Origin of the sequence: Candidatus Arcticimaribacter forsetii (assembly GCF_910589745.1) — a bacterium.
GTDB classification, from domain to species: domain Bacteria; phylum Bacteroidota; class Bacteroidia; order Flavobacteriales; family Flavobacteriaceae; genus Arcticimaribacter; species Arcticimaribacter forsetii.
In genome coordinates, this window is sequence record NZ_OU342399.1 from 276,976 (window position 1) to 292,104 (window position 15,129).

Genomic DNA, 15,129 nt, shown 5'->3' on the forward strand with positions numbered 1-15,129 from the left:
TTGATATTTATTATTCAAATTTTGAACTATCTACAGCTCCGTTTAATTCAATTGACTGAGTAATAAAGTCTATTGATTGCGGTCCAAAAGATTGAGTTACTTTATGAGGAAATAAAACTCCTTCGACTGTTTTGTAGTCTCCTATCAAAGTTTCTTGAGTAATTGTATTTCCCTGCATTTCTTGAGTTTCTGAAATTTTTATCTTCAAAAAGGTTTCTTGAGAGTAAAAGAATGATTTAGTGGGAGACACTGCTAATTCGTATGCAGCTTCTCCGTTTACATCAGCTACACTAGCTTTTATGTTCGCTGAATCTAAACCTAGTTCTGCAAAAATTTGACTCTCTGCTATAGCAGTTGCTAACTCATCTCCGCTGAGGTCGATTTTTTGACCTTGAGCTTCCATATATCCTTTGTCTTTATTAACGACTTGTTTTTGCATTACATTTCCCATCATACTTATTTCTAAAGAAGACTGGTTCTGATTTGTTTTTGTAGATACAATTTGAAGTGTCATACCTTGCATACTTCCCTGAGCAACTTCTTTTTTAGAGGATATGCTTTTTAATTTATCGAGACCACCTATAGCATCTATATAGTTTCCTAATATTGATGCAGAAGTAACACCTTCTGGCAGCATACTTGAATAGTCTGGACGCTCAGTAGATGCACCATATTTATCGTAAAAGGAGATTTTGAGAGGTTTTCCAAAAGGAGAAACTTTTTCTAAGTTTTCAAGAACTTCACTTCCTTTTCCAGTAACAAATATTCGTGCATTATCAAGTTTGATATGTTTTTTGGTTGCTGCCAAAACATCTTCAACGGTAACCGCATTAATTTTCTGAAGGTATGTTTTATAAAAATCCTCAGGGAGGTTTTCAGTTTTAATACTTAAAGCATATCGAGCAATAGTTCTTGGACTTTCTAGTGCTAAAACAAAATCACCAACATATTTAGCTTTTGCTTTGTCTAATTCTGCTTGTGTAACTTCTTCAACTCTAATCTTATCTAGTTCTTTAACTAACTCAACAACCGAACTATCGGTAACTGCATTCCGAACAGAAGCAAAGGCTTTAATTCTAGCACGTGTATATTTATTGGTTTGCATTCTTGAATAAGAACCATAGGTAAATCCTTTGTCTTCTCTAAGGTTTAAGAACAAACGAGCTTCTCCTCCTCCTCCAAGGATGCTGTTTCCTAAAAGCATTGGGAAGTAATCAGGATGTGTTTTTTTAATGTTATTTGTAAACCCAACGGAAACTTCCGATTGAACAGCATTAGGCATTTCAGTAAAATGAATTTCCAATTCGGAACTGTTTTTAGCAGGTTCAAACTCATAAGCATCAGGGGCATCCCCTTTCCATTTTTTAAAAAGACGAGTAACTTGTTTTTTTATTGTTTTAAAATCTACATCACCAATAATTACTAAGTATGCATTTTTGGGATTGTAATTTGAATCGTAGTATTTTTTTACATTATCTAAAGTTAAGTTTGCTACTGTTTCAACTTTAGTGAATTCCCCATAAGGGTGATTTGCACCATAAGTAATTAAGTTTTCTACACGAGCAGCTGCAGCAGGTACACTTTTTTCGTCCGATTTAAGACCTTCGATTAGTTTTTCTTTTTCTTTTTCAAACTCTTCTTGTAAGAAATTAGGGTTTAGAGCTGCGTCGGCTAATAACTCTAAAACTCTTGGGAAATATCTCGATAAAGACGAAGCAAAAGCACTTGAAGAACCAAAACTGAGAGAAGCTCCCATGAAGTCGATTTCTTCTTCAAAATCATTTTTAGAAATACTTAAAGATCCTTTGCCAAGCATGCTTCCAAGCAAACTGTTAGCACCAGCATAATCCCCTTCAAAAATAGGAGGGTTGTCAATATTTAGTGTTACCGCTGCTCTTGGAAGTTTATGGTTTTCAACAACCATTACTGTCATTCCATTTTTTAGGGTAAAGGTTTGAGGTTCGTCTAATTGTATAACAGGAGCTGGTCCTGGAGTTGGTTGTACGCTTCTATCGATCTGAGCCGCAAGACTAGAAATGCTAAAAAGCGCTATATAGAGGATGTATATTTTTTTCATTTTAAAAGAGTTTTTATTTAGATGATTCTGGTAAATAATCAAGAACTAAACGTTGATTTGGGTTAAGATATTTTTTAGCAACTTCTTGAATTTCTTCTCTACTAATAGATCGATAAATTTCTATTTCAGAGTTAATTAAATTAGTGTCTCCAAAAAAGGCATAATACTCAGCTAAAGAGTTTGCAATTCCCTCAACAGATGAATTTGAATCAACAAAATTCGCTTCAAATTTGTTTTGAAGTTTTTGATAGTCCTTTTCAGAAATTAATTCTTTTTGAATTTTAACTACCTCTTCATCAATTCCGCTTATAATACTTTTAAGAGGAGTGTCACCCAATGGTAATCCAAATATTAAATACATTCCATAATCTTCTTGACTAACATTGAATGCACCAACTTGAAGAGCCATTTTTTCTTCATCTACCATTTTACGGTATAACTTAGAAGAGTTTCCATCAGTTAAATAAGCAGAGATCATGTCTAAAACTCGTGAATCTCTAGTTTTAATAGAAGGCATTCTATAAGCTGCAACTACAGCTGGAATTTGAATGTTAGAATCATATGCCTTAGCAGTGATAGGCTCAGTAATTGGCTCCTCTTTTGCTAATGTTCGAACAACTTCTGCACCTCTTGGGATCTCGCTAAAGTAGTCCGAAATCATTTTTTTAGTTTCATCAATTTGAATATCCCCTGCTACCACAAGAATTGCGTTATTAGGAACATAATATTTTTTATTAAAAGCTAAAAACTCATCCAGTGTTGCATCATCTAAATGTTGCATTTCTCCGATTGTAGTGTGTTTGTATGGATGATTAACGAAAAGATTTTTCTTAACATTTTCGAAAAATTTACCATAAGGACTATTATCTACCCGAAGTCTTTTTTCTTCCTTAACAACTTCATTTTGGGTGTCTACACCTATTTTATTAATTACAGGGTGTAACATTCGCTCAGATTCAAGCCATAGAGCTAATTTTACATTGTTTGATGGAAAAACCTCATAGTAATAGGTATAGTCATCGTTGGTATATGCATTGTTTTTTCCTCCGTTAGAGGAAACAATACTGAACCATTCTCCTCTTTCAATATTTTTGGTTCCTTCAAATAATAAATGTTCAAAGAAATGAGCAAAACCAGTGCGGTCAGCTAGTTCGTCTTTTGCACCTACATGATACAAAACAGAGGTTGTTACTACAGGAGCGGTGTTGTCTTGGTGTAAGATAACATGAAGCCCATTGTCTAAATCATATTCTGTAAACGAAACTTCTTGAGCCTGAACACCTACTACAAATAGACTGATTAATAGATAAGAGATGTATTCTTTCATGATTTTAAATTTATTAAGTACAATATAAGACGTTATAAAACTAATAAAGTTACAACAGTAAATAAATTAAATAAAATAGGTACTTCAAATATACTGCAACCGTTATTCTATTTGTTTTATAAAATGACATTATATTTGTTCTGTTTATTGAAACCAAAAACACCATAAATGAAAATAAGTAAGGCTGTAATTGTATCTGCAAAGAGAACTCCTTTAGGTAAATTTATGGGTGGTTTGTCAACTATCACTGCTTCTAAATTAGGTTCAATTGCAATTCAAGGAGCACTTGAATCAATTGAACTTAAAGCATCCGAAGTTGATGAGGCTTTCATGGGAAATACACTCCAAGCTGGTCTTGGTCAGGCTCCAGCAAAGCAAGCCGCTATTTATGCTGGAATCCCCGATACAGTTCCCTCTACTACTGTAAATAAGGTTTGCTCTTCAGGTATGAAAACGAATAATGTAACCCTTGGTGCTGCTGCAATTTGTAATGGAGGTGGTGGAGCTTCTGCAATAATTTTTAAAAGATAATTTGAAGAATTTTTATATTATACTTGTCTTATTATTATCTCTTGACAGTTACGCTCAAGAAGCTCATATTCTATTTAATAGAGTAAATATGGGAGTTTATAATCCAGCCTTTACTGGGACACAAGGAAGTTTTGTTTCTTTCAATAGCCGTTCACAGTGGACTGGAATTAAAGATGCACCGCGAACAAATTATCTCCTTTATTATTTGCCGAAAAAGAAAAATGTTCATTTAGGGTTTACAGCACAAAATGATCAGGTTTTTATAGAAGACAAAACTTTAGTTACTATTGACTATAATTATCAAATTAAAATATCTGAAACTCAAAATATCTTTTTAGGATTAAAAGGGGGAGGTTTTTATAACCATATTGACGTTACTCGGCTCAATAGATTAACCTTAGCCAACAACCCTGCTCTTGCACCCGTCGACAGCTATTTCACTCCAATTCTTGGAGTTGGAATCCAATGGCAAACACCCAAATATTTTTTAGGTTTAGGAATCCCAAGTTTATTTGATAATAAACGATTCATAGATAATGGAAGTTTCATTACAAAAGCTAATGACAAATCGTTTCTTTATTTTTCTGGAGGGGCTTCATTTGTTTTGAGTGAAGATTTTTCACTCCAACCTGTTTTAGTCTACAGATCAATAAAAGACAGCCCAGATTTATTTACAACAACAATTGCCTTAGAAATACAAAACCAATTTACGATCGGAACCGGTTTTTCAAATAACCAAAACCTTGCATTTTTCTTTTCAACTAAAGGCATAAAAGGCATAGAATTAGGTTATGGTTACGAAATTATGAATCGCGGAGATAAAACAGCGATTCAAATGGGGACCCATGAATTGATGTTACGCTTTAAGTTAGCTGAAAAAGAGGAATCACAAATAAAGGAAGAAAATGGTCAAAGAGATTAAGCATGTTTTTTTATTGATTTCTATCTTTTTAATAGGATTAACCACCCAAGCACAAACTACCGCAGTAGCACCAACTGGTTCTGGAACTTCTTCAGATCCCTATTTAATTAGTTCTCTTGCAAATTTGTTGTATGTAAGCGAAAATTCATACATGTGGGCGCAAGGTATTTATATAGAACAAACTGCTGATATTGATGCTTTTGAAACCCAGTATTGGGATGATAATGATGACGATGGTGACGGAAATGCTTTCAATGACACTAACGATACAACTTCTGATGGAAATAATGAAGGTTGGTTACCTATAGCTACTGGAGGAAGTGGGGGTTTTAAAGCAAATTATAATGGCGGTTATTACCGTATAATAGGACTAACAATCAATCGAGATTCTTCAGACAATGTTGGTTTTATAGCGGACACCAATGGAGGTACAAATGCTGGAATTTCTAGCCTTGGGTTATTGGAAGCAAACTTTACGGTGAACTCTACATCTATTTATCACGAAATCGGAGGAATTATTGGAAGAGTAAATAACTCATCGAGCGATTTTAATTTAGATGAAGTATTTTTCGAGGGAACTATTAATATTTCTGGTGGCGTTTTTGTTTCGGGCATTTACAATTCCTGGATTGGAGGAATTGTAGGTTCTGTAGCCTCAGCGGGAGGATCTAAATTATCGAGTTCTTATTTCAAAGGGACCATCTCTTCCACCACCAATGGATCGCAACAAATAGGAGGTTTAATAGGCTATAATTCCGGTTATGGGGTTGAAAACAGTTATTTCATTGGGAAAATTGTCGGTAATGATGGAAGTTCGGGTTCAGGATACACCAAGATTGGGAGTATTTATTTTCAAACCCGGCCAGAATCAAATAACTATATTGTTGAAAACGTATACGCTTCTGCTACTTTTGAAAATATCAGCACAAATAGTTCTACCAAACAAGGATATTTAGTTGGAGAAGCAAATTATTATGGCTCGAATACAGCTACCTATACTAATATTTACTACGACACAACAAAGACCTCAGGATTAGATGCTTTTGATTATAGAGATACTTCAACACATATTTTAGATAATGTAATAGGGAAAACTTCAGCAGAATTAACAGCAGACCCCTTAGACGACTTAGACGGTTTCAAAAATTCGCCTTTTTGGAGTCATAATTCTGCAGTTAATGACGGATATCCTTACTTAAGTGTTTGGACTGATCTTTCTTTAAGTTCTTATAATGTAACTGATACTTCAATCTCTGGAACTACAATTGGTTCTCTATCAATTTTAGACTCAAATTCTTTAACAACAGCGAATTTTTCTTTACCAGCTGGCCAAAAGGAAAATAATAAATTTGATATCGGTAGTGATGGAACTTCTTTGAATATTAATGCTACAGGAGTCCAAGATATAGCTCCCGATAAAGTTTTTAGTGTTCGTGTTCAAATGGATACTTCAGATTCAAGAACGTATTTACGTAATTTTTCTTTACCGGTTATTTGCCCAACGGTTGCTTCTTTACCTTCTGGAACGGGTACTTCCTCGGACCCTTATTTAATATCCAATTTATCTGAGCTGCTGTGGATTTCAGAAAACTCCTCTTCATGGTCAAGTTATTTTAAACAAACTGCGGATATTGACGCCAGTAAGACGCAATTTTGGGATGATTCGGATGATGATGGAAATGGGAATAAATACGATGACCCTAACGACTGTAATTCTGATGGAGACAATGATGGATGGCTACCTGTAGCTTTTGGAGGGGGTGTATTTAAAGGAAACTATAATGGAGCAGAATATAAAATATCCAACCTTACTTTAAACCGAGATTCGGACAATTTAGGATTTATTTCTCAAGCAAATACAGGAGAAATTGCCAAATTAACCCTAGAGAATGTTGACTATTCCGATTCTTCAGGTGGAAAATATGTTGGAGGAGCTATTGGCTCAGCTTCAGGATCTTTCAGAATTTATGAAGTAAGAGTAACGGGAACAATTGACGGTTCCGATTCAGGCACAGAATATTTAGGAGGATTAGCTGGTTATATGTCAGATTCATCTACAATTTATGATTCGTCATTTAAAGGAGATGTAATCGGAAGTAGAACATTAAGTAATTATGTAGGGGGTATTGTTGGACAATATAGCTCTGAAAAAGAACTAGATCTTTGTATTGTTTATGGTAATTCTTCCATTACTGGAGCAAACTATACAGGTGGAATAGCGGGTAAAATAGACAACGTAGATGACGGTAAATCACTCAAATTATTGGCTTCGATTGCAGATGTAACCGGGAAAGATTTCGTCGGTGGAATTGCAGGAGAAATTACCGGTACCAATTCGAATTTCAATGTAGAGTACAATTATGTTTCTGGTAATATTATAGGAGAAAACACCGTAGGTGGGATGCTGGGTAAATTCGATGATTTTTCTGGATATGTTGTTCAGTATAACGTAGTAACTTCCATTGCCTCGTCAACAAATGGTTTTGGAGAAGTTGACCCTAGTGTAGAACAACCTTGGAGTTCAGTTGGATTAACCACATATTTTGATAATGAACGCGCATTAGAATCGTCTTCCCAAGCGGCGACAGGGAAGTCTACAGCCGATATGAAAGACCGTAATACTTTTATTAACGGATGGGGAGGAACACACTTTACCGATAATTTCACAATCGATGCCGATATAAATGAGGGTTATCCTTTGCCTCGAGGTTCCTTTTTTGATTTTTCACCACCAACACTTAGCATAAGTTCGTTGCTTAGTTCACCAACAGATACCAATCCAATTATTTTGACGGCAACTTCAAATGAAAATATTACTGGACTTACACTAAGTGATTTTGTGTGTAATGGATGTACAATCGAAAGTTTTTCTGGGAGTGGGACCAGCTATTCTTTGACGGTTTCCCCTACCTCTTCGGATGTTTTGGTTGAAGTTACAGTTGCAACTAATACCTTCGATGATCTTGCAGGAATTAGCAATACAGCTTCTGCTTCTTTTGCAATTAAATATAATGAACTTCCTACTGTAGAGTTGATAAACTCGGACAGTGACAACTTAATTAGTTCTTCACAGTTAGTAACCATAACAGCTACTTTTTCAGAAGCCATGCAAGCTTCGCCTACAATTACTATTCCGGGCATAGTTTCTAATACGGATATGTCTCTCACGACCTCAGCAACTGTTTGGAGTTATTTGTGGGACAGTAGAGGTGCTTCAGCTGGAAGTTATGCAATAACAGTAGCCGGAACAGATACTTCTGGAGGAGCCTACACAGGAACAGATAGCACAACAATTACGTTAGACGCTACTTCACCATCGGTATCTCTATCAAGTGATGACGCAGATTTTAGGTTAGATGTATCTCAAGATGTAACTATTACTGCTGTTTTTTCAGAGGCTATGACAGCCACTCCAATAATTTCCATATCAGGAATAGGCACATCGACTATGTCTTATGTTTCAGGAAGTACTTATACTTACTTGTGGGATGTAGATTCTGGAGGGGTTCCTTCTAATGAGATTTATGAAGTTACTGTAACAGGATCAGATATCGCTGGGAATTTATACTCAGGAACCGATTCCTTAGTCTTTGTTGTAGATGTAACTTCGCCTACAGTAATTTTGTTAGATACGGACGAAAACAACTATTTGAATGCTAGTGATGTGGTCACTATCACAGCTATTTTTTCTGAAGATATGACGGCGACACCTACCCTTTCAATCTCGGGCTTGGTTACAGATGTTCTTATGGATAAATCCACGGATGGTAATGTGCAAATGGGGACTGAATTGACACAACAATTAACTTCACCTTATTTTCAGCAAAATGAAACTCCAATTGCGATCAGCGACGATGGTACTCATTTAGTAATTGGTGAAGGGACTTATAACTCCAATAGGGGAGCTGCTCGTATTTATGAATGGACAGGTCAAGATTGGTCTCAAAAAGGATCGGATATCATCGGAATATCTTCTAACGATTTTACAGGAAATACCGTTGCGTTAAATAAAGACGGCTCAAGAGTTCTCGTTGCCTCCCCTAAGAAATCTTTAGGTGATGTAAGTATCGGATATATCCGTATTTATGACTGGAATGGCTCTGCTTGGACACAGGTTGGAGCTGATGTTGAAGGTGAAAACAACTACGAATCATTTGGTTTTTCTGCTCAATTGAGCGGAGATGGAAACACCCTTGTTGCGAGTTTGAATACTATAAATAGTAGTGGCCTGCCAAGAATTAATGAAAATGGGTCTGTTCGGGTATATCGATGGGATGGTTCAAGTTGGAATAAGTTAGGGTCAGATATTGTAGGACAGAGCGCTAATGATCAATTTGGTAGTTCGACAGATATTAGTAACGATGGAAATATAATTGCCATAGGAGGAAATAGGCACGACAGTGTAAAAGGACATGTTCAGGTGTATGAATGGAATGGGTCTACATGGACTCAAAAAGGGGTTGATATTGATGGAGTAAGTGCTGACGATAAAAACGGCTGGTCTGTTGCTTTAAATGACGCAGGGGGAAGGCTAGCAATTGGAGCTCCAGAAAATGATACGAATGGTTCTAATTCTGGTCAGGTTCGCGTATTCGATTGGAATGGATCAAGTTGGCAGCAGGTGGGTGCTGACATAGATGGAGAAGCAGCTGGAGATCAATCAGGTTATTCGGTTGGATTGAGCGGAAACGGACAACGTTTGGCTATAGGTGCGCCCGAAAATGATGGAAATGGATCTAATTCGGGTCATGTTAGAATTTTTGACTGGGATGGGACTGCATGGCAACAAGCTGGAATTGATTTGGATGGTGATGCATCTGGATACGAAAGTGGTCAAATTTTAGCTTTAAATGGCAATGGAAATAAACTTGCAGTAGGAGCACCAAATAATAACGCAGGTCAAGTTAAGGTTTACGCTTTAGATTCTTATTATTATTTCTGGGATGTAGACTCCCCATCTACACCTTCAGATGGAGAATATAAAGCCACTGTTTCCGGTTCAGACCTTGTTGGAAACATATATTCTGATACAACGAGTATTACTTTTATAATAGATACTACACCCTCGACTGTTGTTTCGGTTACTTCTTCAAACCCAGATGGGACCTACACAGCCAGTGAAACAATTAATATTTTGTTGCTTTTTGATGAAATTGTTAATATTACCTCATCAGGAACATCTCCTACAATTTTTGTAGAGTATGAGGATAGCTCTTCTCTTGCTAGAGAAGCAACTTACGTGTCTGGATCTGGAACTAATAGTTTAACTTTTTTTTATGTCGTTCAAGCAGGAGATGATAAAATTGATTTTAGTACCAGTCAAACTACACCTACAATTAATTTGAATGGCTCTACTATTCAAGATTTCGCTGGAAACAATGCTTCATTAAACCTTCCTACTTCAATTTCACCGAATTCCTTAAGTTCTTTAAAAAACATAACCTTAGATTCTAATCCTCCGGAGATACTCACTGTTCGATCGGATACTGTTACAGGTACTTTTGGGATAAATCAAAATATTGACTTGTATGTTTTATTAGATGAGGCAATAAACGTGACAGGGACACCAACTTTGTTGCTTAATGTAGGAAATGGAAATACTCGAATTGTTGATTATACTTCAGTAGAAAACTCAGGAGGAACAGGAAAAATTATATTTACATATACTGTTCAAACTGGAGATGAAATTACACCTTTAGAGTATGTAGATCAAAACAGCCTCTCTTTAAATGGAGGAAGTATAACTGATCTTGCAAATAATTCATTGGTAAGTACTCAACTTCCAGCTTTAGGTTCAATTAATACTATTTCTGCAAATACAACACTAACAATAGATGGAGTTCAGCCTGTAATTTCTAATATAACATTGAGTAGCTCTAATACGGTTACCAGTACAAGAGCAAAATCAGGTGATATAATAACGTTAGGCTTTACATTTAGTGAAACAGTGACAGATGTAACTGTCGCAGATGTAGGATTTACAGTAGCAAATTCGATTCCTACAGCTTATACAAATGCATCTACAATAACTTCATTAGGAGGAAACTCTTACGAAGCTCAAATAATATTTACAGGATCAAATACAAGTTCGGATAGTCATAATATATGGTACACAATAGATCCAAGTGGAATAAGAGATTTAGCTGGAAATAACTTTACTGGATCAGGTAGTGAATCAAATTCAACACCGAGTGGAGATTTTATAATTTATGATACGGTAAGTCCAACTTTAATTTCAGTTGATATTATATCAAACTCTTCATTTGATGTTTTTAAAGCGAATGACGGTAATTACATTTCATTAAGTGTAATTGGAGACGAATGGATTAATATTAACACTGCAAGCGTTACTATATTCAATCAACAGCCAACAGCAATAAACGCAACTTCATTATTTAGCCCTCTTACGGATTGGGAGATAACTTCCCCTGTAATAACATCTTCAGACCCTTCAGGGACAGTAAGTTTTTCTATAGAGTATTATGATATGGCAGGGCATATAGGTTCTGTTGTAGTTAATACTACCAATGGAAGTTATGTTGAAATCGATCGAACAGCCCCAATAATTAGCCCAATTTCAATGTATTCAAACAATGCATCTACTACTTTGGCAAAGGTAGGAGATGTAGTGTCTTTAGAATTTGGTTTAAGTGAAAGTTTTAATTCTAATGGTCCAGCAGGTACAATTAACGGGAATGTACTTACTCAAGACGATTTCACCTTAGTATCTACAAATACTTTTAGATTCGATTATACCTTGACTGCTAGTGATCCAGAAGGTTTGGTAAGCTTTAGCTTAAGCGCTACCGACACGGCTAATAATCCATCTTCTACATATACTGCAGTAACTACAGGAACCGCAGTTTACTTTGATAAGACTGCACCGACGGTTACAACAGTAAGGACTTCATCCGCATTAGGAACGTATACTGATGATGATAACGACCCAGCAAACAGTGATACTATTTCTATACAAGTTAACTTTAGTGAGGTAATATATGTAAGTGGAAGTATTCCAACTTTGGAAATGGAAACAGGTTCTACAGATCGCTTAGCTTCTTATAGTTCAGGGTCAGGTTCCAATACTCTTACTTTTATTTATACAGTTCAAGATGGAGATTTTACTTCCCCTTTAAATTACACAAGTACCGCTGCGTTATCAGAAAATGGTGCAATAATAATAGATGGTTCAGGAAATTCTACAGATTTATCACTTCCAGCAACTACTGAAGCTGCTTCTATGCAAGGAGCGACTCCAATTCAGATAGATGCAGAAAATCCAACTTTTAATTTTTCATCAACCACAAGCAATGCTTCAAGTACTAGTTTCGCAAAAGATGGAGAATTAGTAAGTTATACAGTTATTGCATCTGAGGAATTAGATGCCTCTAGTTTGGTTGCAACAATTACAAATTTTTCACCACCACGTATTTTAAATTTCACTCAAAACGGAACATCAACGTTTAGCTATACCACATCATTTACAGTACAATCTTCTGATCCAGAAGGAGCAATTGCTATTGAAATTGCAGGGTCTGACACGGCAACTAGTGCCTTAATTGGAAGCGGAAATCCTTCTCCATTATATAGCACATCGTCTTCTACGAATCCTATATCTGAAACGATAACAATAGATAGAACACCGCCAAGTTTTGTTAATTCATCTACTACAAGTATTAATGAAAATTCAACTACTGCGTTTCAAATAGAAATAACTGAAATTGCTCAAATAGTTATTTCAGGAGGTCCAGATGCAGCTCTTTTTAGTGCTAACGACTTTACTTCAATGACAAGTCCTTTTACAAACCTTTTAACTTTTACAACTGCACCTGATTATGAAAACCCTCAAGATTCAAATACAGACAATATTTATGAGGTTACTTTAACAGCTATAGATCAAGCTTCTAATTCAATAATTCAAACAGTTTACATAACGGTTTTAGATGTTGATGAAACGATGGATACCGATGGTGATGGAACTTTAGATTATTTAGATGATTTCCCTTTAGACCCTTCAGAAGATACGGATACCGATGGTGACGGAACAGGTAATAATTCGGATACGGACGATGACAATGATGGTGTAAGCGATGCTGATGAAGCTGCTGACGGAACAGACCCACTCGACGCTGATACCGACGGTGACGGAACTCCAGATAATACAGATGATTTTCCATTAGATCCTTCAGAAGATACGGACACCGATGGTGACGGAACAGGCAATAATTCGGATACGGACGATGACAATGATGGTGTAAGCGATGCTGATGAAGCTGCTGACGGAACAGACCCACTCGACGCTGATACCGACGGTGACGGAACTCCAGATAATACAGATGACTTCCCATTAGATCCTTCAGAAGATACGGACACCGATGGTGACGGAACAGGCAATAATTCGGATACGGACGATGACAATGATGGTGTAAGCGATGCTGATGAAACTACTGACGGAACGGACCCTTTAGATTCCGATACTGACAATGATGGGTTATCTGATTCAGAAGAAATAATTGAAGGAACAGACCCACTTGATCCAGATACCGACGGCGATGGAATGACAGATAGTACAGATGAGTCCCCTTTAGATCCCTCTTCTGGAGGAGAAACAGATACAGACGGTGATGGTATAGGAGATAGTTCGGATACGGATGATGATAATGATGGTGTGAGTGATGCTGATGAGGTGAACAATGGAACAGACCCACTCGATTCTGATACCGATGGTGATGGAACTCCAGACAATACGGATGAATTTCCATTGGATCCCTTGGAAGATACCGATACCGATGGAGATGGTATTGGAGACAATTCGGATGCGGATGATGATAACGATGGTATAAGTGATGTTGATGAAACTATGGATGGAACAGACCCTTTAAATGCTGATTCAGACAGTGACGGGTTATCTGATTCAGAAGAAATAATTGAAGGAACAGACCCACTCGATTCTGATACCGATGGTGATGGAACTCCAGACAATACGGATGAATTTCCATTGGATCCCTTGGAAGATACCGATACCGATGGAGATGGTATTGGAGACAATTCGGATGCGGATGATGATAACGATGGTATAAGTGATGTTGATGAAACTATGGATGGAACAGACCCTTTAAATGCTGATTCAGACAGTGACGGGTTATCTGATTCAGAAGAAATAATTGAAGGAACAGACCCACTCGATTCTGATACCGATGGCGATGGAACTCCAGACAATACGGATGAATTTCCACTGGATCCCTCGGAAGATACTGATACCGATGGAGATGGTATTGGAAATAATACCGATCCCGATGATGATGATGATGGGCTAAGTGATCTTGAAGAAGCAGAAATAGGAACCAATCCATTAGTTTCAGATACCGATGGAGATGGTGTAAACGACCTGGAAGATGATTATCCTTTAGATCCATCTGAACAGTTCGATACCGACGAAGATGGTGTTCCAGACAACCAAGATAATGACGATGACGATGATGGGGTTCCTGATGCTGAAGATGCATTTCCTTTGGACGCAACAGAAAATTTAGACACAGATGGAGATGGTATTGGGAATAACGAAGATCCTGATGATGATGGTGATGGGGTTGAAGATGTTCAGATTATTATCAATTTGGATTTGCTAAATACAGAAAGTGTAACGGTAACTTTAGATAGTTTCCCACTAGATCCAACCGAACAATCTGATTCAGATAACGATGGAATTGGGGATAATGCTGATCTAGACGATGATAACGATGGGGTTTTAGATGTTGATGATATTTTTCCAAACAATCCAAATGAATTTATTGATACGGATGGCGATGGAATAGGAAATGTTACCGATTTAGACGATGATGGTGACGGTTATAGCGATCTTATTGAAGCACAAATAGGAACGGATCCATTAGATTACACCAGTACTCCACCTGATATTGATAACGATTTCATTCCAGATGCATTCGATATAGATAACAATGGAGATGGTTTTGACGATAGGCAGATTTTTGTTTCGGAAGTATTAACTCCGAACACCTATAGCTCAGAAAGCCAATGGAGGGTGGTTAATATTGAACAATATCCTGCTTCTGTTGTTGAAATTTTCAACAGAAACGGACAGCGTGTGTTTAGAATGAACAATTATCAGAATGATTGGTCCGGAATATATGAAAAAACAGGGGGCTTACTCCCAGTTGGTTCTTATTATTATAGAATAGACTTAGGCGATGGTTCTGAAATTATAGACGGTTGGATTTATTTAACCTACTAGCTTATTAAAAGAATGCCTTA

4 protein-coding genes and 1 pseudogene are annotated in these 15,129 nt (G+C 36.8%); 3 read left to right on the top strand and 2 right to left on the bottom strand.

Annotated elements, in window-relative coordinates:
* Positions 1–10 precede the first annotated feature (10 nt).
* Positions 11–2,077: a M16 family metallopeptidase gene (locus NG655_RS01395; protein WP_252157563.1), complete on the bottom strand. Its 2,067-nt coding sequence runs from the start codon at positions 2,075–2,077 to the stop codon at positions 11–13.
* A 13-nt stretch (positions 2,078–2,090) separates the two neighbouring features.
* Positions 2,091–3,404: a M16 family metallopeptidase gene (locus NG655_RS01400; protein WP_252157564.1), complete on the bottom strand. Its 1,314-nt coding sequence runs from the start codon at positions 3,402–3,404 to the stop codon at positions 2,091–2,093.
* A gap of 174 nt (positions 3,405–3,578) precedes the next feature.
* Between NG655_RS01400 and NG655_RS01405 the strand changes: the two are divergent.
* The 3 genes and pseudogenes from NG655_RS01405 to NG655_RS01415 form a co-directional block, all read left to right on the top strand.
* Positions 3,579–3,905: pseudogene (locus NG655_RS01405) on the top strand (thiolase family protein); the annotation flags it as partial.
* Positions 3,906–3,936: 31 nt separating this feature from the next.
* Positions 3,937–4,857, top strand: coding sequence for a PorP/SprF family type IX secretion system membrane protein (locus NG655_RS01410; RefSeq protein WP_252157565.1), 921 nt, complete (start codon positions 3,937–3,939; stop codon positions 4,855–4,857).
* Positions 4,841–15,109 carry a T9SS type B sorting domain-containing protein gene (locus NG655_RS01415; protein ID WP_252157566.1) on the top strand — a complete coding sequence of 3,423 codons (10,269 nt, stop codon included), beginning with the start codon at positions 4,841–4,843 and terminating at the stop codon, positions 15,107–15,109. Before NG655_RS01410 ends, NG655_RS01415 begins: the two co-directional genes overlap by 17 nt.
* Positions 15,110–15,129 lie beyond the last annotated feature (20 nt).